This is a genomic window from Okeania sp. SIO2B3, from assembly GCF_010672525.1.
In the GTDB taxonomy this organism is placed as follows: domain Bacteria; phylum Cyanobacteriota; class Cyanobacteriia; order Cyanobacteriales; family Microcoleaceae; genus Okeania.
This window is the reverse complement of record NZ_JAAHGH010000012.1, coordinates 67,965-92,801: the sequence shown is the minus strand read 5'-3', so window position 1 is coordinate 92,801 and position 24,837 is coordinate 67,965. Positions and strand designations below refer to the sequence as shown.

The 24,837-nt window shown below is 40.7% G+C and carries 10 protein-coding genes and 1 pseudogene; 9 read left to right on the top strand and 2 right to left on the bottom strand.

Annotated elements, in window-relative coordinates; all coding sequences use genetic code 11:
* Nucleotides 1-152 precede the first annotated feature (152 nt).
* Nucleotides 153-1,479 (top strand): annotated as a pseudogene (locus tag F6K15_RS13360) (RNA-guided endonuclease InsQ/TnpB family protein).
* Nucleotides 1,480-1,809: 330 nt separating this feature from the next.
* Entirely contained in the window at nt 1,810-3,696 is a 1,887-nt protein-coding gene (locus F6K15_RS13355; protein ID WP_293061506.1) for an AAA-like domain-containing protein, read from the top strand.
* A 570-nt stretch (nt 3,697-4,266) separates the two neighbouring features.
* On the opposite strand, the gene F6K15_RS13350 is transcribed toward F6K15_RS13355, so the two are convergent.
* Both F6K15_RS13350 and F6K15_RS13345 read right to left on the bottom strand, forming a co-directional pair.
* On the bottom strand, nt 4,267-4,389 hold the full coding sequence (locus F6K15_RS13350; protein WP_293061504.1) for a hypothetical protein: 123 nt from the start codon (nt 4,387-4,389) through the stop codon (nt 4,267-4,269).
* 424 nt (nt 4,390-4,813) lie between these two features.
* Nucleotides 4,814-6,211: a Rieske 2Fe-2S domain-containing protein gene (locus F6K15_RS13345; RefSeq protein WP_293061502.1), complete on the bottom strand. Its 1,398-nt coding sequence runs from the start codon at nt 6,209-6,211 to the stop codon at nt 4,814-4,816.
* Nucleotides 6,212-6,859: 648 nt separating this feature from the next.
* Here F6K15_RS13345 and F6K15_RS13340 point away from each other — a divergent pair.
* The 7 genes from F6K15_RS13340 to F6K15_RS13310 all read left to right on the top strand — a co-directional run bounded on the left by F6K15_RS13340 (nt 6,860) and on the right by F6K15_RS13310 (nt 24,418).
* Nucleotides 6,860-7,084, top strand: a complete 225-nt coding sequence (locus F6K15_RS13340; RefSeq protein ID WP_293061500.1) for a hypothetical protein — start codon at nt 6,860-6,862, stop codon at nt 7,082-7,084.
* A gap of 234 nt (nt 7,085-7,318) precedes the next feature.
* Nucleotides 7,319-10,018 carry an ATP-binding protein gene (locus F6K15_RS13335; protein ID WP_293061498.1) on the top strand — a complete coding sequence of 900 codons (2,700 nt, stop codon included), beginning with the start codon at nt 7,319-7,321 and terminating at the stop codon, nt 10,016-10,018.
* Nucleotides 10,019-10,920: 902 nt separating this feature from the next.
* Entirely contained in the window at nt 10,921-13,713 is a 2,793-nt protein-coding gene (locus tag F6K15_RS13330) for a hybrid sensor histidine kinase/response regulator (RefSeq protein WP_293061496.1), read from the top strand.
* Between the two features lie 339 nt (nt 13,714-14,052).
* Nucleotides 14,053-15,402, top strand: a complete 1,350-nt coding sequence (locus F6K15_RS13325) for a response regulator (RefSeq protein WP_293061494.1) — start codon at nt 14,053-14,055, stop codon at nt 15,400-15,402.
* 174 nt (nt 15,403-15,576) lie between these two features.
* The gene (locus F6K15_RS13320; RefSeq protein WP_293061492.1) at nt 15,577-20,997 is read left to right on the top strand and encodes an ATP-binding sensor histidine kinase; all 5,421 of its coding nucleotides are present in this window, start codon (nt 15,577-15,579) and stop codon (nt 20,995-20,997) included.
* 65 nt (nt 20,998-21,062) lie between these two features.
* Nucleotides 21,063-23,057, top strand: coding sequence for an ATP-binding protein (locus F6K15_RS13315; protein WP_293061490.1), 1,995 nt, complete (start codon nt 21,063-21,065; stop codon nt 23,055-23,057).
* A 2-nt stretch (nt 23,058-23,059) separates the two neighbouring features.
* Nucleotides 23,060-24,418: a response regulator gene (locus F6K15_RS13310; protein WP_293061488.1), complete on the top strand. Its 1,359-nt coding sequence runs from the start codon at nt 23,060-23,062 to the stop codon at nt 24,416-24,418.
* Nucleotides 24,419-24,837: the final 419 nt, after the last annotated feature.

Sequence of the window (24,837 nt, the reverse complement as noted above, 5' to 3'; positions counted from 1 at the left end):
ACAGCACTTTTGAGGAAGCGTGAGGTACAGTTATCTCAACGTTGCTTGAAGACCCGCGCTCTCCCGCAGGGGAGCTAGGGCATGAAAACCAATCAATGTTGCGGGTTTACACATAATATGTTAGAATGTTTTTGTTGAAAATTAAGCAGTAGATGGTTGAAAAAGCGTACAAATTTAGATTTTACCCTACTCCGGAGCAGGAAAGTCTGTTGCGGAGGACGTTGGGATGTGTACGCTTAGTCTACAACAAAGCTTTAGCTGCAAGAACTCAAGCTTGGTATGAACGCCAAGAACGAGTGGGTTACAAACAAACTTCAGCTATGCTGACGAACTGGAAAAAACAGGAAGATTTAGATTTTCTGACTGAAGTAAGTAGTGTAACACTTCAGCAAGGTTTAAGACATCTACAGGCTGCTTTTCCTGCGGAATGCTGCGCAAACACCAACTTTTTTGGTGGACGGGCTAAATATCCCAACTTCAAGAAAAAGCGCAACGGTGGTAGTGCTGAATTCACAAAATCTGCATTTAAGTGGAAAGATGGTCAAGTATATCTAGCTAAATGTGCACAACCACTACCTATTAGATGGAGTAGGCAACTACCCCAAAACTGTGTGCCTAGTACAATTACTGTCAAACTTGACCCAAGTGGTAGATGGTCTATATCTTTGAGAGTCAACGACACCAGAGAGTTGAGACTCAACCCGACTAACAAACAAGTAGGTATTGACTTAGGTATCACCAATCTATTAACAACCAGTGATGGAGAAAAAATTGCTAACCCAAAAAAACTCAACAAGTTACACAAAAAATTAAGGTTAGCTCAGAAGTCTCTATCTAGAAAAACCAAGGGGTCTAATAACTATCAAAAGGCCAGGCTGAAAGTAGCTAGGATACACGCAAAAATTAAAGATTCAAGAGAAGACTATACCCATAAGCGCGCCCACTCAACTAATTAGAGAAAATCAAACTATTGTAGTTGAGGACTTAGCAGTAAAAAACATGGTGAAAAAGCGGTGCGACCCCGCGACGAAGCCAGTCGCAAGCGGTCAGACCCCGCGTCGCCGTCAGGCGCAAGCGGTCGGACCCCGCGACGACGCCAGTCGCAAGGGAACGCCGACCAAGAGAGGGAATGCTGACCAAGAGAGGGAACGCGCACCAAGAGATCACAAACTAGCTAGAGCTATCAGTGATGCTAACTGGGGAGAAGTGGTGAGGCAATTAGAATACAAAGCCGAATGGTATGGGCGGGAATTAATCAAGATTGACCGATATTTTCCCAGTTCTAAGCGTTGCTCTATTTGTGGTCATGTAGTAGAAAAATTACCTCTAAATATTAGACAATGGGATTGTCCAGAGTGCGGTAGTCACCATGACCGTGATATTAACGCCGCAATTAACATTTTGCGGATGGGAACCCGCGTCGGCGAAAGACGCAAGTGGTCAGACCCCGCGACGACGCCAGTCGCAAGGGAATGCTGACCAAGAGAGGGAACGCCCACCAAGAAGGCTGCGGGACTCGCAGTTTCAGTCTGTGGAGCGACTGTAAGACCCGAAGAGAGTAAATCTCGGAAGGCGGGTGCTATGTTAGCGCAGCTCCTCTGTCAAGAGGCAGCAGAAAGCCCCTACCAGCAATGCTAGGGAATCCCGCGCTATCTCGTAGAGCAGCGTCGGGAGGATGTCAAAAGACTATTTATTCGTATATTCCCTGTTCCCTGTTTCCTGTTCCCTAGAGCAATAAAACTTTATACCTCATCAACTCGATAACTGCTGTAAAATAAATAACAATAAAAATACAAATAGGGATAAACAGTGGAAAAAAAATCAAAGCGCGATCGCGGACGAATTCTCACAACTTCTGGACTGAAAAAATTGAATGAAGCTATTGAAGAATGGAAACAACAGTACAACCTCAGAGCTACTCTTGCAGAAATTGAAGCTGAGTCTGGAGTCGGTTCCGACACCATCAGTAAAATTAGACAAGGGCGAGTGGGTGCAGACCTGAGTAAAATTCAACAGCTTTTTGCCTCCTTTGGTCTGACATTGGATGAAGCAGACCACCGTTCGGGAAAACAGGGTCAACCCTCAAATGAAACAGAACCTCTAGGAGAACTTTTACCACTACTAAATAACGAAGAAATAGTGACTCACAATAGTTCCAAAGTTTTCATCAGTTATTGCAGTCAAGACCCGGATCGAGAATTAGCACGACAGTTTGAAACGGCATTGAATGCTGCTGGTCATCAGGTTTTCATGGCAGCAGACCGCATCCGTCTGGGAGAAAATTGGTTTCGGCGTATTAATGAAGAGTTGAGACGGTGTGACTATTTGCTATTATTTTTGCCTCCCCAGTCAGTACAAAGTGAGTTGCTGACTTATCAAGTACAACTTGCAAGGGAGTTACAATTTTCCCGACCCAACCGTAAACCTGTAATTTTGCCGATACGGGTGGGGTTTTCCCTGAGTACACCCCTCAACCACGACCTACGGGGTTATCTCTATCGCATTCAACAACGAGAGTGGCGATCGCCAGAAGATAGTGTGGTCATTCTGAGGGAAGTTTTGACTCTTTTAGCTACTCCACCGGAGAATATTGCGTCGGAAGTAGAGGAGCAACAAGAGAATTTACCTGCGGAAGAAATTAGTAGCATTGCATCAACAAATAGCGCTCCTTTACCCTCTGCTGAACCTGAAATACCGGGGGGGCAAATTGATGTGGCATCTACTTTTTATATCGAACGTCCACCTATTGAAGAACGTTGTTATCAAACTATTTTGCAACCAAGTGGTTTAATAAGAATTAAAGCGCCACGACAGATGGGAAAAACTTCGTTAATGGCAAGAATTTTACACCATGCGACACAGGAAGGATATCGGACTGTACCTTTAAGTTTTCAGTTAGTAGATAAAGAGGTTTTTAGTAATCTTGATAAATTCTTAAAATGGTTTTGTGCTTATGTGGGACGAGAATTACGTTTGCCTAATCAATTAGATGATTATTGGGATGATATTTTTGGTAGTAAAGTTAATTGTAAGGATTATTTTGAGAAGTATTTATTAGCTCAAATAGATAATCCTTTGGTGTTGGGTTTAGATGAAATTGATAGAGTTTTTCAATATCCTGATATTGCGGAAGATTTTTTGGGATTATTACGAGCTTGGCATGAGGAATCAAAGCGACGAGTTATTTGGAAAAAATTGCGATTATTGGTAGTACATTCTACGGAGGTTTATATTCCCATGAATATTAATCAATCTCCTTTTAATGTAGGATTACCTATAGATTTACCAGAGTTCAATGCACAGCAAGTTCGGGATTTAGCATCGCGACATAATTTGAATTGGTCGCAGTCAGAAGTTGATAAATTAATGGCAATTGTTGGGGGTCATCCTTATTTAGTTAGGGTGGCTTTATATCATATTTCTAAACAAGATTTAACTCTGGAAGATTTGCCAGAAAATGTAACTGCTGAAACAGGAATTTATAGCGACCATTTACGACGACATTTGTGGAATTTAGAAGAATATCCAGAGTTAGCTGAAGCAATGAAAAATGCGATTTCTGAAAATTATAACGGGCAGTTAACAGGAATGTTGGGTTTTAAGTTAGATAGTTTAGGTTTAGTGAAATGGCAAAGTAATAAATGTTATCCCAGATGTGAGTTATATCGTCAGTATTTTCAGGCACATTTGTTATGAGAGAAGGAAGAAGGAAGAAGGAAGAGGGAAGAGGGAAGAAGGAAGAAGGTGTTTAGTTATAATAAATAAACGATGGAGTCCTCAGGAGTCAACCCACCCCTAACCCCTCCCAGGAGGGGAGGGGAAAGACCGAGTCAGGAGGAAAAAAGAAGGAATAAGGAAGAAGGTGTTTAGTTCTCTAACACAGAAGAGCATTTAGTTATTTAGCACAGAAGGAAGAAATAAGGGTCCTAGTGCATTGTAATGGTATAGCTAGTGGGAGCATCTTGCTCCCGTTCTAATTATTTCTATGTGTTACGAAACAGATATTCTTAAGTCAAAAATAGTAATGGCAGTTGCTATAGTATTATAGCAGTCGAAGGAAAGGTGAGGACATCGGCTAATTATAATGATTCATAACGCGAGCAAGATGCTTGCACTAACAACGCCAGATTTTTCCTTCTTCCTTGTGCTATAAACTATGGCTATGACAGTCTTTCTTCTTGCTTATAGCGCTTTTAATATTGATGAACCACATCGTCACAATCACGCGCCCAGTAGGGACGTTCCATGGAACATCCCTACTGTGGTCTACCGTGCAGGAAAACCGCTGTATAGCGATCGCCATATTTGATATTTCCTAATATCATGTCCGCTGGTATCGTTTGTGTAAATCCAAGGGTGAATATCTACAGGAAATTTAGGTTTTTTCAACAGGACTTACGCAGAGACTCTACATATAGCGAGGGCAAATACCATTTGTAGGGGCAAATGGTGCTTTAAAAGTCAATTTGCGTAAGTCCTGTTCAAGCTTTTAAGCCTTCTTCCTTCTTCCCTCTTCCTTCTTCCTTACCTTCGCTATACAATACCGATGCTACCGGACATGATATAATTAGGGCTTAGGGCTTGCTGATTAAATATCAAAGTATTGACATATAAAGAGTTTAGCCTTTTTGGAGCCTTTAAAAAGTGCCTGTTATCACGTCTAAAACGCTCAAAAAAGAGCGTATTTTAGGCGCATAGTTGGGCAGAAAAACCATTCTTACAATTGTTACTCCTACTTGCTCGCTCATTCCCATTTCTCCTGTCTCCTGTCTCCTGTCTCCTACCCCTACTAAAAGATTTTTGAGATCAAATCCTAATTATCTGATAAATTTCTAGGGGGAGTTTCTCGACCTTGATAAAACTGTTTTTCTAATTGATTTAACCATAACCATGAAATCACCCCAAGAGGTAAACTTAAAATCATAAAAATCATCCCAATTATATTTAGATTTTCCAAAATCAACAGTAATAATAGGATAATCATCAACATAGCTGAAGTAGTAATTATTACTCCTATTTTGATTCGTTGTAAATTTTTTAAAGCAGTGCGACAACTACTACATTTTTTAGTATGAGAATGATATCTATCTAATAATATTTCTGAAGAAAGAGCAGAACCTAAAGTTGCATTAGGAAATAACTGAGCATGATATTTATTCACCCAAGAACGCAATTCAAATACAAATAAATCTGCTTTTGTCGGTAAATAAAAAGCCTTGGAAAAATTCGCACTGCCACCTTTTGCTTCTAAATACCGTTCTTGATGATGTAAAAATATTTGGTCATCTTCCAATACTCCATTTTGCCCAATATGAGAATACCAACGAGGGCTTAACTGAATAAAAAATTTGGGAAATGGAGAAGAAAACTTAAAAGGAAAACGAGCAAATAAACGACATTCTCCTTTCCGAATAGGTGTTGCATATACAACTGTTAATGTACGACCAAATTGTTTAGAAGTAAGGTCATGCCACATCATTGCAGGAGCCATAAAAGTAGTTTCTTGTCTTCCCAAAGTTCCTTTTCTCGGACCTTCTTCCCAGACTCCTTTAAACCCCCACTTTCCTGATTCTACTATTTCTAATTCTACAGGAGAAACATTGGCGCGGTTTCCCACAGTACGATGATGAGTATATGGAATATGACTAGCATCTAAAACATTTTCCATTAATGTTAAAGCATCATAAGGTAAATCTCGAAAAGTATTTAAACAAACCCATTCATTAGAACTTTCATCTAAAACATCAACTGTAGGAATAGGTATTTGAGCCGCATTTTCTACTTTTCCTGCATAGACAAATAAAAGACCTTGACACACTTTTGTAGGCAGAGATTTAACCGTTGCTCTTGATGATTTTTCAGCCTCTCCTCCTTCTTTTTGTTGAGGAATAATTTCACAGTTTCCTCTGCCTGAAAATGCCCAACCATGGTAAGGACATTCTAAACATCCAGCCTCATTAATTCTACCTTGAGAAAGCGGCGCTAAACGATGAGGACATTGGTCTTCAAATACGCGCCATTGATGTTTTTTTTCCTCCCACCAAATCACAATATCTCGTTCTAATAATGTAAAGGGTGTAGGTTTAGTTTTGTCTAAATCTTCTACATAATGAACTGGATACCAAACTTCTTGCCAATCAAAATATTCTGGGTCAGTTCCACCTGCACTTAAAGAGGTATTGTGGGAATTTTTTACAGCGTTAGTAATCATCAGAATGTTAATTATTTTAATTAAGGTACTTAGTATTATATAGCTTTATGTGCAAGGCAGACGAGAGAAGTAATCAGTTACTGGCTTTTTCCACTGATTATGAAGGTGATAATTTTGGTGGTCTACCACCTGATGCTGCAATAATTATGACTTTTTGAGATTAGGTAATTCTTGTTTATTATTGTGCATTTTTATGGTTTATTTTAATAGCTATTCTAGGGGATGCACTAACAGATAGGAGTTGAGTTTATTTATGAAGAAGTGCAAGAAAAAGAAATCAAACTAACAGGGGAGATATTAACACTAATTTGAAAAAAGATGTGTTTGAATAATAAGTGCGATCAAAAGATTTTGCAGGAAATGTCCCTTTGATAAAGCGGTCGATCTTCTGAGCTTCCCTCGCCATATCCAAGAGAAAAAGAGAATTTAGCGACCTAAAAACTGGTATTAAAGCAATTCCCGTGTGACTCGGTCCGACTGAGTTCCCCTCCTGGGAGGGGCGGGGGTGGGTTGACTCCTTACGAAATAGCCTAACTATTTGTAGCAAACATTTATCAAATTGGTATAAAACGAGAAAATTTAGCGACATTACCCGAAGAATGGCAAATAGAATTAAAGGATGCTATCCTGAGTTCAGATCGCAAAACCATGAATGGTATAGTGGAGAAAATTTCTCTGGAACACGAGGAGTTAGCGGAAGCTTTACAAAAATGTCTTTATAACTTCAAGTATGAAAAAATCTTGGCGTTGGTAAAGCGCGTGTATGATATTAATCTTAATTCTTTAGGAGTCAACCCACCCCTGACCCCTCCCAGGAGGGGAAGTCAGTCCTCAGGAGTCAGGAGGGAAGAAAGAAGAAGAAACCCCGAGTAGAAGGAGAAAGTTTTTCGGGGAGCGTAAACAGAACGGAGTTCTATCGCGCTCTTATCCGGACATGGTATCATACCTCAAATTACCAACGCCAAAATCTTGAATATTTTATCTTAAAAACATTAGTGAGGAGTTAGCGGAAGCTTTACAAAAATGTTTTTATAACTTCAAATATGAAAAAATCTTGAATATTTTATCTTAAAAACATTAGTTATGATTAAAAATAAAGATAAAAAAATGAAAAAACTCTTTTCCTCCATTTCTCTTCGCACAGTTTTTGTTATCCCATTTATTATCCAAATTGTTTCTGCAGTTGGAATTGTTAGTTATCTGTCATTTAAAAATAGTCAGAAAGCGATCCGGGAAATCACTCAAGAACTGCGGGAAGAAATTACGTCAAGAGCAACCCAGTATGTTGGTGACTATCTCGAAATTCCTCACACTATCAATACATTGAATGATTCGGCTTTCAATATCAATATTCTCAATGTCAATAATCCGGAAAAAATCAGAGATTACTTTTGGAAACAAGTTAAATTCACTCCAAAAATTAACACCATTCAAATTGGCATACACGAACAAGAAAAGTATATCGGAGTAGGACGAACCGATGGAAAATTAGTCTATAAGATATCCGATCCATTAACCACTCAACGAGAGTTTCAATCCTATGCGATCGACGCTCAAGGTCGTCCCACGAAAAAAGTTAGTGGTCGTCCTAACTATAAAATGCGATTGCGACCATGGTATCAAGAATCATTTCAATCTCAAATTTCTACATGGAGTCTTTATATTTTCTTCTCTCACAAAACCTTGGGGATGACCCTCTCAAAACCTGTTTATAATGAATCGGGAAAATTATTGGGTGTAACGGGAATTGATATTACTCTCGAAGAAATAGGTGATTTTCTCAAAAATTTACGTGTTGGTCGAACAGGAAAAATTTTTATTATCGAACGCGATGGCAATATTGTTGCTTCCTCAACAGAAGAACAGCCATTTCTAAGTCAAGGAGAAGATTTAGTCCGTCTCAATGCAAGCAATAGTCAAATTTCCACCATTCGCTCGACAACAAATTATTTACAAAATCATTTTGGCAATTTAAACAAGATTGAAAAATCTCAACATCTCGAATTTTTGATCAATGATGAACGCTATTTTCTCCAAGTTACTCCTTTTGAAGATCCCAACGCCAAAGGTTTGGACTGGTTAATTGTCGTGATTATTCCAGAAGCAGATTTTATGGCACAAATTAATCAGAATACGCGAGTAACAATCATTCTTTGTATTATTGCATTAGTTATTGCTGCCACCATAGGAATTTTAACAGCTCGTTGGGTGACTCATCCTTTAATTGCGTTGAACCAGTCAGCTAAAGATATCGCTCAAGGCAAATGGGAGCGCACCGTTCATTTGGAACGTCACGGTCACGATGAATTGGGAGAATTAGCCCAATCATTCAATAGCATGGCCGGTCAATTAAAAGAATCTTTTCAAACCCTCGAACAAACTAATGCTGAACTTGTAGTTGCCAAAGAAAAAGCCGAAGTTGCTAATCAAGCGAAAAGCAGATTTATTGCCAACATGAGTCACGAGTTGAGAACTCCATTAAATGCCATCCTGGGTTTCACCCAAATTATGACCCGTTCCCAAACCCTCCCCCGCGACTACCAAGAAAACTTTGCTATCATCTCTCGCAGTGGAGAACACCTCCTCACCCTCATCAACAACGTTCTCGAATTCTCCAAAATTGAGGCTGGTAAAATCACCCTCAACCAAAAGAACTTCGACTTGCATCGCCTTCTCGACGACATCCACCATATGTTCCAACTCAAAGCCGACGGCAAAGGGTTGCAACTGTTACTGGAAAGAGAGGAAAGCGTGCCCCGCTACATTCGCACCGATGAAGTTAAACTGCGCCAAGTCCTGATCAATTTGTTGAACAATGCCATCAAATTCACCGAAGCAGGAGGTGTCACCCTGCGAGCAACTCCTATCGAAATCTCAGAAAGTTCCCAGTCCAAACGGATATCCTTTGCTGTAGAAGACACCGGAGCCGGAATTGCCCCAGAAGAACTTGAGAAACTCTTTGAAGCCTTCGTCCAAACCAAAACTGGCAAAGAAGCACAAGAAGGAACGGGGTTAGGCTTGCCCATCTCCCGTAAATTCGTGCAGTTAATGGGCGGCGATATCCAAATCACCTCGCAAGTGGGACAAGGGACGACCTTCGGTTTTGAGATTCAAGTTGAAGGGGTGGATGCCGAAGTCGTAGAAACGGAAAAGCAAAAACGGAGAGTCATCGCCCTCGCTCCCAACCAACCCCGCTATCGCATCCTGATCGTAGATGAAAAAATCCTCGATCGCAAGTTGTTAGTGAAACTGCTCAACCCCCTCGGATTTGAAATCAAAGAAGCCAGCAACGGCAAAGAAGCTATCGAAATTTTCGAGGTCTGGGAACCCCATTTGATTTGGATGGATATGCGGATGCCAGTCATGGATGGTTACAAAGCCACCCAGAATATAAAAGCCACGACCCAAGGACAAGCAACGGCAATCATTGCCTTGACTGCAAGTGTGTTAGAAGAAGAAAAAGCAGTAATCTTGTCTGCAGGATGTGATGCTTTTATGAGAAAGCCATTTCGAGAGGAAGATATATTTGAGGCGATGCACAAACATATTGGTGTCGAGTTTATCTATGAAGAAGTGCAAGAGAAAGAAATCAAACTCACAAGGGAGATATTAACGCCAGAAAATTTAGCAAGATTACCCGAAGAATGGCAAATAGGATTAAAGGATGCTATCCTGAGTTCAGACCGCAAAGCCATGAATGGTATAGTAGAAAAAATTTCTCTCGAATACGAGGAGTTAGCGGAGGCTTTACAAACATCTCTTTATAACTTCGAGTATGAAAAAATCTTGAACATTTTATGTGAGTAGTCCTGCATATCATAAGTGCTTTAACAGTAAATCTTTCTATTTTCCCTACTCCCTCACTCCCCTACTCCCCCACTCCCCTACTATCTTAATTAGGGCTTGCTGATTAAATCTAAAAGCATTGACAAGTAAAGGTTTTAGCCTTCTTGAATTGCCCAATTGTGCGCTGATTTTAGTCTAAAACCCTCATGCATGTTAGCATAAAAGGCAAACCTTCGGACAGAAAAATCTTAGGACAATTCTTAATCCTACCTCCTCGCTCCCGATACATTTCTCCCGTCTCCTGTCTCCTCTCTTCCCCTCCCCTCCTGGGAGGGGTTAGGGGTGGGTTGTCTCCTACCCTTACCCATAAGACTTTTGAGCGCAAACCCTAATTATAAGTATTCAACCGGACATGATATTACCTCCTGTCTCCTGTATCCTCTCTCCTGTCTCCCCAAAAATTAATTTTTTGCTCATTATTATCACAATTTATTGATTTTGCAAAGATGTCTAATAATTGGACTGTCAGAAAAAAATGAAGTAAACTAGGCTCAGGAGCAAAAAAATTAGACTCAAGGACGAACAAATTAAGCCAATGATAGAGAGAAAAACAATTGAAGTTGCTAATTATCAGGCAGTTGAAATTATCAAAATTAGAGCCGTATCAATGTACTTCAACACTTAACTCCGATGTTATACCAAATTCAAGAAAGATTGTTACAGTAAAACAGGACTTACGCAGAGACTCTACATATAGGGAGGGCGAATGCCATTCGCCCCTACAACAAATGGTGCTTTCAAAGTCAATTTGCGTAAGTCCTGTAAAATATAGATGCTTAAGGGAATTGAAAAATTTTCACTGTTTATTTCTTATACCTAACACCTAATACCTTGAATAGCCAATGTAGCAATATTTTTTGAAAATGGTATTACAACCAAAAACCCCCTCTAGTCCCTCAACTGCTCCACGTAGTTTCAAACTCCCCCTCCGTTTGGTTTTAATTATCCCCTTTATTTTGCAAATCTTTGCAGCGGTGGGATTAGTGGGTTGGTTCTCCTTTCGCAATGGACGGCAAGCAGTGAATAATGTTGTAGATCAGTTAAAACAAGAACTGACTGAACGCGTAGAAGCAACAGTCCTTTCCTTCCTAAAAGTTCCTCACCAAGTCACTCGCATTAATCTAGATGCCATTCGTCAAGGTTATTTGGATGTAGACTCTTCCCTTGATATCAATCTACCCTTGAGACGTTACTTCCTCAATCAAATTCAACAATTCGATACAGTTAGTGTCATTGGTTATGCTAATGAAAAATTAGAATATCTTGATTTAGAAAAGGAAATCATTGGGGATCACAAGAATCTGATCGTCACCCTATCCGGTAAATCAACAGGTTACACTCAAATTGTTTATGAGATTGACGAGCAAGGATATCTCGGACGAGCATTTTCCCAAACCCCTAATTACGATCCGACAGAGCGTCCTTGGTATAGATCGGCAGTTGAAAGTGGAGAAGCGGTTTGGTCTCCCATCTTTGTGTTTGTGAGTCAGCCAAAAATTGGAATTGCTGCTGTAACTCCTATCTTTGAAGCAGACTCTAAAACTGTAAAGGGTGTCACTGGGGTCAATATAACCCTCGAAAACATTAGCAATTTTTTGGAAGAGCTAAGAATTGGCAAATCAGGGCAAGTGTTTATTGTTGAATTGGATGGTTCTTTAGTTGCCACATCTACAGGTGAACCCCCCCTCCTGATTAAAAAACAGAATCAAGAGTCAGTCACCAAAAGAATCACAGCAACAGAAAGCCAGAACAAGTTAACTCGTGCCAGTGCTGACTATATTCTAGGGCAATTCAGCGCGTTAAACCAAATCAAAACCACCGAAAAACTCGACTTTAAATTGGATGGGGAGCGTCAATTTCTGCAAGTAACTCCCCTTAAAGACGAGCGGGGTATTGAATGGCTGATTGTCCTCGCCATTCCCGAAAAAGACTTCATGGAACAGATCGATGCCAACCGTCGCCAAACCATCGCTCTCTGTTTGCTGGCTCTAGGAGGAGCAACCACTCTAGGTCTGTTCTCATCCGAGTGGATAGCAAAGCCGATTTTACGCTTGCAAGAATCCGCAGGGGCGATCGCCAATGAAAGCAAACTCATTCACAAAGTTGACATTCGAGGTATCACTGAATTAGAGAATCTCGGCACATCCTTCAACAGAATGTCTGAGCACTTGCAAGCATCCTTTAGTGCTTTAGAACAAGCTAATACCCAACTTGAACAACGAGTGCAAGAGCGAACCGCCGAATTAGAAGTCGCTAAAGAAAAAGCCGAAGTGGCGAACCAAGCCAAAAGTTCATTTATTGCCAACATGAGTCACGAGTTGAGAAGTCCATTAAATGCCATCCTCGGTTTTGCCCAAATGATGACTCGTTCCCAAAGCCTCCCTCTCGAACACCAAGAAAACGTCGGCATCATCTACCGCAGTGGAGAACACCTCCTGACCCTCATCAACAACGTCCTCGACCTCTCCAAAATAGAGGCTGGTAAAACCACCCTCAACGAAAAGAACTTCGACTTGCACCGACTCCTTGAAGACATCCACGATATGTTCCAACTCAAAGCTGACAGCAAAGGGTTGCAATTGTTACTGGAAAGAGACGAAAGAATACCACGTTACCTGCGCACCGACGAAGTGAAACTACGTCAAGTCCTGATCAACCTGCTCAACAATGCCATCAAATTCACAGAAGTGGGAGGTGTTATCCTGCGAGCTAGCACCGTTGATCACCACAAAAATTCCCAGCTCAAACGGATATCCTTTGCTGTAGAAGACACCGGAGCTGGAATCGCCCCAGAAGAACTAGACAAACTATTTGAAGCCTTTGTTCAAACTGAAACCGGCAAACAAGCACAAGAAGGAACGGGGTTAGGCTTGCCCATCTCCCGTAAATTCGTGCAGTTAATGGGTGGCGATATCCAAGTCACCTCCGAAGTAGGAAAAGGGACAATCTTCAGTTTTGAGATTCAAGCTGAAGAGGTGGAAGCCGAAAACGTAGAAAGCCAAAAACCAAAACGGAGAGTTATTGCTCTCGCCCCCAACCAACCCCGCTATCGTATCCTGATCGTAGATGACAAAGCCCTTAATCGCCAGTTGTTAGTGAAATTACTTAATCCCCTAGGTTTTGAACTCAAAGAAGCGAGCAACGGCAAAGAAGCCATCGAAATTTTCGAGGTATGGGAACCCCATTTGATTTGGATGGATATGCGGATGCCAGTCATGGATGGTTACGAAGCCACCCAGAAGATCAAAGGGACAACAAAAGGACAAGCGATAGCAATAATTGCCTTGACTGCAAGTGTGTTAGAAGAACAAAAAGCGGTAATCTTGTCCGCAGGGTGTAGTGCTTTTATGAGAAAGCCATTTCGAGAGGAAGAGATATTTGAGGCCATGAGAGAACATATTGGCGTAGAATTTATCTATGAAGGAGAGCATCAGAAAGAAATTAAACTAACAAGCAAGATATTAACGCGAGAAAATTTAGCAACATTACCCAAAGAATGGCAAAGAGAATTAGAGGATGCTATCCTGAGTTCAGATCGTAAAACCATGAATGGTATAGTGGAGAAAATTGTTGTGGAGGACGAAGAGTTAGGGGAGGCTTTAAAACAATGCCTTTATAATTTCGAGTATGAAAAAATCTTGGCGTTGCTGAATTAGTGTATGATATTAATTATTTAGGAGTCAGGAGTCATTTCAGTTATCAGTTAGCCTCCTCCGGAGGAGCTACGCTAACAGTATCTCTGCCTGTTTGCGCAGCATTCCGTAGGAAAGTCAGAGTCTTGAAATATTGAACTTTATTTTCTCTTGGTCGATTAGATATGGCGAGGTTTCCTCGCCATCTCTCGACCGCTTTTTCATCCCCTTGTAGATAAGCAAGAGAACTAAAAGTTCTTCACAAAATTATTTTCCTTACCTTTTTCCTAAAAATATATTCCCTGTTCCCTATTCCCTATTCCCTGTTCCCTATTCCCTCTTTTCTGGAGATATTTATTAGTTATGATTGAAAATAACGGTCGAATTATTGTCGTTGACGATACCCCCGCGAATCTGCATTTATTATCCAATCTTTTGGAGGAACGCGACTATGAAGTTAGAGCTTTCCCCAGTGCTAAATTAGCACTAATAGGAATGAAAAGTTTCCTTCCGGAGTTGATTTTATTGGATATTATGATGCCACAAATGAATGGTTATCAAATGTGCGAGTATCTCAAGGAAGATGAACAATGGCGAGATATTCCCGTGATTTTTATCAGTGCATTGAACGAAATTTTTGACAAAGTTAAAGCATTTAGCGTCGGGGGAGTAGATTATATTACCAAACCCGTACAAGCAGAAGAAGTTTTAGCTCGCGTTGAAACTCATTTACAACTTTTTCGCTTGCGAGAAATGCTCCAAAAAACTAACTTTATTCAGTCTGAAAAATTAGCCCTACAAAATCGACAACTCAAGACACTCAATCAAGATCTGGAAAAGGCAAATCAAGAACTTAAAGAGAAATACTTACAACTTGAAGAGGCACAACTGCAACTCGTACAAAATGAAAAAATGGTAACCTTGGGTAATCTCGTGACTGGAATTGCCCACGAAATCAACAATCCTGTTGGGTTTATCGGTGGCAATGTCAGGGCAGCAAAAGAATATCTGCAAGATTTATTGGCAGGACTTTCTCTCTATCGGGAACATTCCCACCTTGATGATGAAATCCTCACAGAACTAGAATACCTCGACCTAGAATTTGTTGCTGAAGACTTCCCAAAATTGATTGCATCAATGCAAGGGGGATGCGATATCATTCGCAATATCAGCACATCTCTGCGAACATTTGCTCGTACGGATACCAATAAGAAAACCGAGTTTAATTTGCACGAAGGTCTCGATAGTACCTTATTAATTTTAAAATATCGCCTGAAAGCCAACGAAAACCGTCCTGCTATTGAAATTATTAAAAATTACGGTAATATGCCACCAGTAAAATGCTATGCGGGGCAACTCAATCAAGTATTTATGAATATTTTGGCGAATGCGATTGATGCTTTAGATGAAAGCAATGCCGGAAAAACCTTTCAAGAAATAGAAAAAAAACTAAATCGAATTACTATTACGACAGAGTTAAGCGAGGATAAACAGAAGGCAATAGTGCGAATTGCCGACAACGGAATGGGAATGCCAGAAGATGTAAAAGCAAAAATATTCCAACAAGGATTTACCACAAAAGAAGTAGGAAAAGGAACAGGTTTGGGTATGGCGATCGCCCATCAAATAGTCACAGAAAAACACGGTGGTCAGATTACCTGTAATTCTCAGGTTGGGCAAGGTACAATTTTTACAATCATTATTCCCAGATAAAATCTTGCACCTATTTCAACTGTAGCAATAACCAGCAAGCAAGTATTCCAACTGCACTAATGATTTACACAGACAACTGTAAATATTCTTAACTAGCTGGAGTTTCCGAAAAAAAAGAAGTAAACTAGATTTAATAGAATCAAAATTAGACTCAACGATGAACAAACTAAGCCAATGATTGAGACAAAAACAATTAAAATCGCCAATTATCATGCCCTTGAACTGATTCACGAAAGTAGTCGTACCGAAGTCTATCGCGGTCATAACGTGGAGAATGGACAATCAGTCATCATCAAATTGATGCGCAATCAATATCCATCCTTTAGAGAATTGGTGCAGTTTAGAAATCAATATGTAATTAGCAAAAATCTAGAGATAGAAGGCATCATCAAAACATACACCCTGGAACGATACGAAAACCGCTACGCTCTAATTCTGGAAGATATGGGGGGGGTATCCTTAGCCGAATATCAGGGAAAAGCATCCCTGTGTCTGTCTCAATTTCTCAATATTGCCATCCAACTGTCAGAAATTCTACACCAACTCCACAATAACTCGATTATTCATAAAGATATTAAACCCGCCAATATACTGATTCACCCAGAAACCAAACAAGTAAAATTAATTGATTTTAGTATTTCTACCCTCTTACCGAAAGAAACCCAAGCAGTTCAAACCCCCAATTTCTTAGAAGGAACCCTAGCTTACTTGTCTCCAGAGCAAACAGGACGGATGAATCGGGCAGTAGACTATCGCAGTGATTTTTATTCACTAGGAGTCACATTTTATGAATTACTGATGGGAGATGTACCCTTTAGGAGTGATGATGCCTTAGAATTGATTCATGCTCATCTGGCCTTGTCTCCAGAACCTCTCAGTAACTCGGTGGTATTAGGGGGTTCTTTATGTCCGCCAAGCCTTTCAGATATTGTTCTCAAGCTGATGGCGAAAAATGCCGAAGAGCGGTATCAAAGTGCTTTGGGACTGAAATATGACCTGGAAAAATGTCTGAGTCAATATCAAGAAAGTGGGAAAATAGAAGCTTTTGAATTGGGACAAAGAGATCGATCCGATCGCTTTGTGATTCCCGAAAAGCTTTACGGAAGAGAAAACGAAGTCCAAGTTCTACTTGATGCCTTCGAGGGAGTGGCTGAAGGAAAAAGTGAAATGATGCTGGTGGCAGGGTTTTCTGGCATCGGTAAAACGGCTGTGGTTAATGAAGTTCATAAACCGATTGTGAAACAACGAGGCTATTTTGTCAAAGGGAAATTCGACCAATTCAATCGAAATATTCCCTTCTCTGCGTTTGTACAAGCCTTCCGTAGTTTGATGGGGCAAATTTTCAGCGAATCTGATACCGAATTAGACAATTGGAAAACCAAAATCCGGGAAGCGCTGGGAAATAACGGACAAGTTCTTGTTGATGTCATTCCCGAACTCGAACAAGTCATTGGTCAACAACCTCCCGCCCCAGGACTTTCCGGGAGTGCCGCCCAAAATCGCTTTAATCTGCTCTTTCAGAAATTTATTGCGGTTTTCACCACAACAGAACATCCCTTAGTGATGTTTTTAGACGATTTGCAATGGGCGGATTCGGCATCGTTAAATCTAATGAAAGTATTGATAGGAGATAATGAGACGGGCTATTTATTGCTATTAGGAGCGTATCGAGATAATGAAGTGTTTCCTGCTCATCCTCTGATGTTAACCTTAGCAGATTTAGAGAAACAACAAGCGGCTATTTCAACTATTACTCTCGCTCCTTTATCTACACATCACATCAATCAACTTGTCGCAGAAACTCTGAGTTGCCAAGCTGAACAAGCTCAACCTCTGACCGAATTGGTTTATCAAAAGACCCAAGGTAATCCCTTTTTCACTACACAGTTCTTGAAAGGATTGTATGAGGATGAATTGATTGTGTTCAACCCCAACTTGGGATTTTGGGAATGCGATTTAGTCAAGGTGCAAGATGCTGCACTCATCGATGATGTGGTGGAATTTATGGCATCTCGATTGCAAAAGTTGCCCGCAGCAACACAGGAGGTGTTGAAATTGGCCGCTTGTATTGGCAACCAGTTTGATTTAGAAACTTTGGCTGTTGTTTGTCTAACCCCCTCGGAAGAAGTAGCGAGCGAGCTTTGGAATGCGCTGCAAGAAGGGGCGGTCATACCGATTAGCGAAGCCTACAAGTTTTTCCAAGGGGAAATTGATTCTAATTCAACAGAGACGGTTACTGTAAATTATCGTTTCCTGCACGATCGCGTGCAACAAGCTGCTTATTCTCTCATTCCTGAAGCTCGAAAACAAGAAACACATTTAAAGATTGGTCGTTCGCTGCAAAAAGAGACATCAGAAGTAGATTGGGAAGAGAAAATTTTTGGTATTACCAACCACTTGAATAGAGGAAGAAGCTTAATTGTTAATCCTGATGAGAGGCAAAAGTTAAGTCAGCTTAATTTGCAAGCAGGGTGCAAAGCAAAAGCTGCAACTGCTTACGAGTCAGCTCTTGAGTATTTGTTGTTAGGGATAGATTTACTAGAGGCTGATTGCTGGACATCTCAGTATGATTTGACTTTAGCACTATACGAATCTGCAACAGAGTCCTTCTATCTTGATGGCGACTTGCAAAAGATGGAGGAGTTTGCTGATATCGGATTAAAGAACGCTCAAGATTTACTTGATACGATCGCGATTTATGAGATCATAATCCAGGCATTACAAGCTCAACTTAAGTTCCAAGAAGCAATAGATACCGCAATGATTATTCTGGAAAAACTAGAGATTCGTAGTTTCCCAGAAAATCCAGAGTCTTTCCATGTCGAGCTTTGGTTAGATGAAGTACGGAAAAACTTGCGAGGTCGTGCGCCTTCGACTCTAGTGAACTTACCAACGGCAACCGAACCCAGAGCAATTGCAGCCATTCGGATTCTCGCAAGTATTTGCAGTGCGGCTTATAAAGCGGCACCAATGTTGATGCCATTAATCACTTTTGAACAAGTCAATTTATCAATTAAGTACGGCAATTCTTCCGTTTCTGCTTTTGCCTACGCCGATCAAGGCTTAGTGTTGTGTGGAATGTGCAACGATATTGAAGTTGGCTATCAATTTGGCGAGCTGGCATCTAAGCTATTGCGAAAAAGTGATAAAGTTTATGCTGCCCGAACGTTTCACATTATTAATGCTCATGTCAAGCATAACAAAGAACATTTACGAACAACTTTTGAAGGTTTAAAAACTGCCTATTCAGTAGGACTAGAAACGGGAGACCTTGAATTTGCTGGTTATGGAGCATTGTATTACTCATTGTATTCTTACTTATGCGGTCAGGAATTATCTGAACTCGAACAAGAGATCACCGCCTATAGTCATGGGGTAGAACGCATTAAACAGGCAACTTCCAAAAACTATATTGAGATCTATCGTCAAGCCGTACAGAATTTGCTGGGATGCTCTCAAAATCCTTGTTTGCTTGTAGGTAAAGCTTATGACGAAGATAAAATGTTACCCATTCACCAAGAAGCTAACGATCTGACGGCTCTATATTATTTAAACTTTAATCGAGGGCTTCTTTGTTATCTGTTTCAAGAATACGACCACGCATCTCGAAGTCTCGCGGTCGCGCAAAAATATTTAGGAGGAGCAATTGCCACGCCACTCGTTCCACTTTTCCACTTCTACCAGTCTTTGGTGATGCTCATCCAGTTTGATTGGCAAACAGAAATCAAGCGTCAAACTATTCTCAAACAGATTACAGCCAATCAAGCAATTCTGAATGACTTTGCAAGTTATGTTCCGGCAAACTATCTCCATAAATGGTGCCTTGTTGAAGCAGAAAAACATCGCGTACTGAGCAATAAACTAGAAGCGATTGAGCTATATGACCGCGCAATTTCTGGAGCAAAAGAAACCAAATATATCCAAGAAGAAGCCCTAAGTAACGAACTCTTCGCTAAATTCTACCTCGACTGGGGCAAAGAAAAATATGCTGTCATTCATATGCAAGAAGCTTACTATTGCTATGCTCAATGGGGAGCAAAGGCGAAGACGAACGATCTAGAAGAACGTTACCCCGAACTGTTAAAGCCAATTTTGCAACGCGATATCGCTACCACCAATCGCGTCTCTTCCACCTCAAGCACAAGCATTTCTCAAATTACCAGCAATTCTTATTCTCAAACCGCAACTGTTGCCAATATTTCCTCCATTCTCGATTTTTCTTCCCTCTTAAAAGCCTCCCAAACCCTATCGGGAGAAATTGAACTAGAACGTCTGCTATCAACAGTAATGAAGATTATCATCGAAAATGCCGGAGCTACCAAAGGTGCATTATTATTAACCAGTGAAACCGGATTGACCATAGAAGCGATCGCCAATCGTACTGAAGATAGCAGTAAATTAACCATAGATTCATTAAATCAATCCATTCCCCTAGAAGATACTATTGACTTACCCGTAGGATTGATTAACTATGTCCGACGCACTACAGAAACTGTACTTTTAGATGCCAAAGCTGCCCTAGAGCAGTTTGCTGCCGATCGCTATTTACTACGTTTTCATCCCCAAAGTTTGCTATGTATACCTTTACTAGAGAGAGGAAAATTAATCGGCATTCTCTATTTAGAAAATAGTTTAACTGCTGATGTGTTTACTAGCGATCGCGTAGAAATTCTCGATTCCCTCTGCGCTCAAGCAGCGATTTCTATTGAAAATGCCAGATTGTATCAACAAGCGCAACAAGCTCTCAAAGATTTACAAGAAGCTCAACTGCAATTAGTTCAAAGTGAAAAAATGGCAACCTTGGGCAATTTGGTAGCAGGAGTAGCTCACGAAATTAATAATCCTGTTGGGTTTATTGGCGGGAATATTAGCACAGCACAAGAGTATGTACAGGATTTACTTCAAGCTCTGTCTCTCTATCAAGAAAATACATCTCCTTCAGAATCAATGATTACTGCACTAGAGGATCTTGATATTGACTTTATTGCGGAAGATTTCCCGAAAATGATTGCGTCAATGCAAGCTGGATGCGACCGCATTTGCAATATAAGTAAATCCTTGCGAACTTTTTCACGCACGGATACCGCAGCCAAAACTGAGTTTAATCTGCACGACGGAATAGATAGCACCTTATTAATCTTAAAATATCGCCTCAAAGCTAATGAAAACCGTCCAGCGATTGAAGTGGTTAGAAATTACGGTAACATGACGCCAGTGAAATGCTATGCGGGACAACTCAATCAAGTATTTATGAATCTGTTAGCTAATGCGATCGATGCTTTGGAGGAAAGTAATCCTGGAAAAACTTTTCAAGAAATAGAAAAAGAACCCAATCGTATTACGATTGAAACAAAATTAAGTAACTCCGATCATAGTGTAATTGTGCGTATTTCTGATAATGGAGTGGGAATGCCAGAAGAGGTAAAAGCGAAAATATTCCAGCAAGGATTTACCACCAAAGGAGTGGGCAAAGGAACAGGCTTAGGGATGGCGATCGCTCAGTCTATCGTCGAAGAAAAACACGGTGGGGCAATCTCTTGTCATTCGGAACTCGGAAAAGGGACAGAGTTTATGATTGAGCTGCCGATTGGCTGAATTTGACGATCGCTTATCATCTTTGTAATAATTAATTGTCAACAATCAAAGAATCGGAGGTCTTTATGAACACTTACGATCATAATTTGTGGGTTCTCGACGATGAACGACACACAATTTCCCTCGCAAAATGGCAAAAGACCATTGATGTGATGGCTAACATTTTTCAAGCACCTGCAGGGTTTATCGTGCAGCATACAAATCAAGGATATCAGGTGGTCATTGCCAGTCAACAAGAGTCCAATCCTTATCCTGCGGGAGGAGGAGTTATTCCTCTCAATTGTAATATATTCTGTCGCAAAATTATGCAAACTCGTGAAAAGCTCTACGTGAAAAATGCTAAAGTCGATCCATATTGGGATGATAATCCCGAGGTTGCGCAAGATGGTTTTATGTCCTACTATGGCTTACTCGTAAGCTGGCCTGACAATACTCCCTTTGGCACAATTTGCGTGATGGATTTCAAAGAGACAGATTACCAGAAAGACTATTTGGATTTGATGGAAGAACTGCGAAATCTCGTTGAACACGATCTACGACTTTTTGAACAATACCAAACTACAGCCAAACTCGCAACGAATCTGGAAAAAAACAATCACGAATTAATGGAAGCCAAAAAACAGGCCGATATCGCCAACCAAGCGAAAAGTTCCTTCATCGCCAATATGAGCCACGAATTGCGATCGCCCCTTAACGCCATCCTCGGATTCACGCAAATCATGACTCGTTCTCAAACTCTCCCCCCAGAACATCAAGAAAGCGTCGGCATTATCAACCGCAGTGGAGAGCATCTTTTAACCCTAATTAATAACGTCCTCGACCTCTCCCAAATCGAAGCGGGACGCATTACCCTCAACGAAAAAAACTTTGACCTGCATCGCCTGCTCGATGACATTCACGATATGTTCCAACTCAAGGCCAATGATCAAGGCTTGCAGTTGCTCTTAGAACCGGCAGAAAATCTCCCCCGCTACATTCGCACCGATGAAGTCAAACTCCGCCAAATCCTGATTAATTTGATTAACAATGCCCTCAAATTTACCGAACGAGGAGGCATTTCTATTCAAGTCAGCCAGCAATCCTCACTTACTAAGGGGGGTAAGGGAGAAGGGGGGATGATCCAACAACCAAAAACAATATATTTTGCAGTCGAAGACACCGGAGCAGGAATCGCCCCGGAAGAACTCGACAAGCTCTTTCAAGCCTTTAGCCAAACTGAAAGTGGCAAACAAGCGCAGGAAGGCACTGGGTTAGGACTCTCCATCAGTCGTAAATTTGCAGAGTTAATGGGGGGAGAAATGAGGGTTACCTCTCGCGTCGGAGAAGGAACAGTCTTTAGTTTTGATATTCAATATCAAGAAGTGGCAGCCACCGATGTAGAAGTATTAAGGGCTAAACGTCGCATCATTGCCCTTGAACCCGGTCAACCCCGCTATCGCATTCTCATTGTCGATGATAAACCCGTCAATCGCCAGCTTTTAATCCATTTGCTCAATCCTTTGGGTTTCGAGTTGCAAGAAGCCAGCAATGGTAAAGAAGCTATTAAAATGTGGGAGGAATGGGAACCCCATCTGATTTGGATGGATTTGCGGATGCCGGTGATGGACGGATTTGAAGCAACCCAAAAGATTAAAGCTAGCACCAAAGGAAAAGCGACGACAATTATTGCTCTGACTGCCAGTGTTTTGGAGGAAGAACGGGCGGTGGTATTATCGGTAGGATGCGATGATTTTCTGCACAAACCCTTCCGAGACGAACAAATCTTTAAAGCTCTCGAACAACATATAGGAATTCGTTACATCTATGAAGAGATAGAGCCTCCCTCTGAGGACAATGCTCAACAAAAGGAAGTACTAACAGCAGAAAATTTGCAAGCACTCTCCCCAGAACTGCAACGGCAATTGCGTCAGGCGGTGATTAGTGCGAGCAAGAAAAAAATCGAGGCAGTGGTAGCGGCTATTGCAGAACAAAATCCGGCTTTATCGGAAGCTATCGCTACTTGTTTCCATAACTTTGAATACGATACAATTTTAGATTTAATTCCCAAAGAGGAGGTTTAAAGATGAATGCGGACTCCATGTCACTCGGTCAAATTGCTGTGGTAGATGATACGGCAGCGAATTTGCATCTCCTCTGTAATCTGTTGGAAAATGCTGGCTATGATGTCCGTCCTTTTCCGAGGGGAGCAATTGCCTTAGAAGGGATTACCTATTCGCCTCCAGATTTGATCCTGCTGGATATTCAAATGCCAGAAATGAATGGCTACGACATCTGCGAGAAACTGAAAAGCAATGAATCTACGGAAAATATTCCCGTGATTTTTATCAGTGCGTTAAATGAAACCTTTGATAAAGTGAAAGCCTTTCAGGTTGGAGGGGTGGATTATATTACCAAACCCTTCCAAGCGGAAGAAGTTCTCGTAAGGGTGGCGACTCACCTCGAACTGTACCAAATTAAAAGGCAGTTGCAAACAACCAATAGCATTCAAGCAGAACAACTTGCAGTACAGAATGCTCAACTCCTGCATCTCAATCAATCTTTACAACAGGCAAATCAACAATTGCAACGCAACTATGAGAAACTCAAACAGACTCAACTGCAACTGATACAAACAGAAAAGATGGCGACTTTGGGGAACTTGGTAGCAGGAGTAGCTCACGAAATTAATAATCCTATTGGGTTTGTTGAAGGGAATATTCGTGCAGCTTTTGAGTATTTGCAAGATTTACTGACTATACTTTCTTTATATGCAGAAAATACCTCTCCACCAGAGTCAATTATCTCAGAGATTTCGGATCTAGATCCGAAATTTATTGCGGAAGATTTTCGTCAACTAATGGTATCAATGGAAAAAGGATGCGAACGCATTCGCAAGATCAGCATATCTTTGCGTATCTTTTCCCGCAAGGATACCGCCAGTAAAACTGAGTTTAATTTACATGAGGGAATTGACAGCACCTTGTTAATCTTAAAATATCGCCTCAAAGCAAATAAAGATCGTCCAGCCATTGAAGTGGTTAAAAATTACGGTAACATTCCGCCAGTGAAATGCTATGCGGGACAACTCAATCAAGTGTTTATGAATCTGTTGGCTAATGCGATCGATGCTTTGGATGAAAGCAATGAAGGTAAAGTTTTTGAAGAGATAGAAAAAAGGCCGAATTGCATTACAATCAGCACAGAGTTAAGTAGCTCGGATAATAGTATAATTGTGCGTATTTCTGATAATGGAGTGGGAATGCCCAAAGATGTAAAAGCGAAAATATTCCAGCAAGGATTTACTACCAAAGGAGTGGGTAAAGGAACGGGTTTGGGCATGGCGATCGCCCATCAAATAGTAACAGAAAAACACGGTGGTCAGATTAGTTGTGATTCAACAGTTGGGCAAGGTACAATTTTTACAATCATAATTCCCAGATAAAATATTGTATTTTTCATTTTTCCTAATATTAAAAATATTACCACAATTAAACAAAAAATTCAACTCTTTAAGTATAAATTTATATGATGTCTGGTAGCATCGGTATTGTCAGGGCGAAAGTAAGGAAGAAGGAAGAGGGAAGAGGGAAGAAGGGAGAAGGCTTAAAAGCTTGAAAAAACTTAAATTTCCTGTAGATATTCACCTTTGGTTTTACACAAACGATAAAGTGCGGACATGATATTATAGATTATTCTAAATAAGCAGACAAAATTAAATGTCAAATAATTTTAGGAAGATTTGCTTCCTCTATTATATCATGTCCGGTTGAATACTTACACTTTGGAAGAAGGAAGGCAGAAGGGAAAAAAAGGTTCCAAGGGTAATGGTTTTTTGAACACTAATTATCCGGACATGTATTA

Excerpts from the sequence above, each read along its gene's own strand:
- F6K15_RS13345 (WP_293061502.1), bottom strand. The coding sequence starts at position 6,211 with ATGATTACTAACGCTGTAAAAAATTCCCACAATACCTCTTTAAGTGCA.
- F6K15_RS13340 (WP_293061500.1), top strand. The coding sequence starts at position 6,860 with ATGAATGGTATAGTGGAGAAAATTTCTCTGGAACACGAGGAGTTAGCG.
- F6K15_RS13335 (WP_293061498.1), top strand. The coding sequence starts at position 7,319 with ATGAAAAAACTCTTTTCCTCCATTTCTCTTCGCACAGTTTTTGTTATC.
- F6K15_RS13330 (WP_293061496.1), top strand. The coding sequence starts at position 10,921 with ATGGTATTACAACCAAAAACCCCCTCTAGTCCCTCAACTGCTCCACGT.
- F6K15_RS13325 (WP_293061494.1), top strand. The coding sequence starts at position 14,053 with ATGATTGAAAATAACGGTCGAATTATTGTCGTTGACGATACCCCCGCG.
- F6K15_RS13320 (WP_293061492.1), top strand. The coding sequence starts at position 15,577 with ATGATTGAGACAAAAACAATTAAAATCGCCAATTATCATGCCCTTGAA.
- F6K15_RS13315 (WP_293061490.1), top strand. The coding sequence starts at position 21,063 with ATGAACACTTACGATCATAATTTGTGGGTTCTCGACGATGAACGACAC.
- F6K15_RS13310 (WP_293061488.1), top strand. The coding sequence starts at position 23,060 with ATGAATGCGGACTCCATGTCACTCGGTCAAATTGCTGTGGTAGATGAT.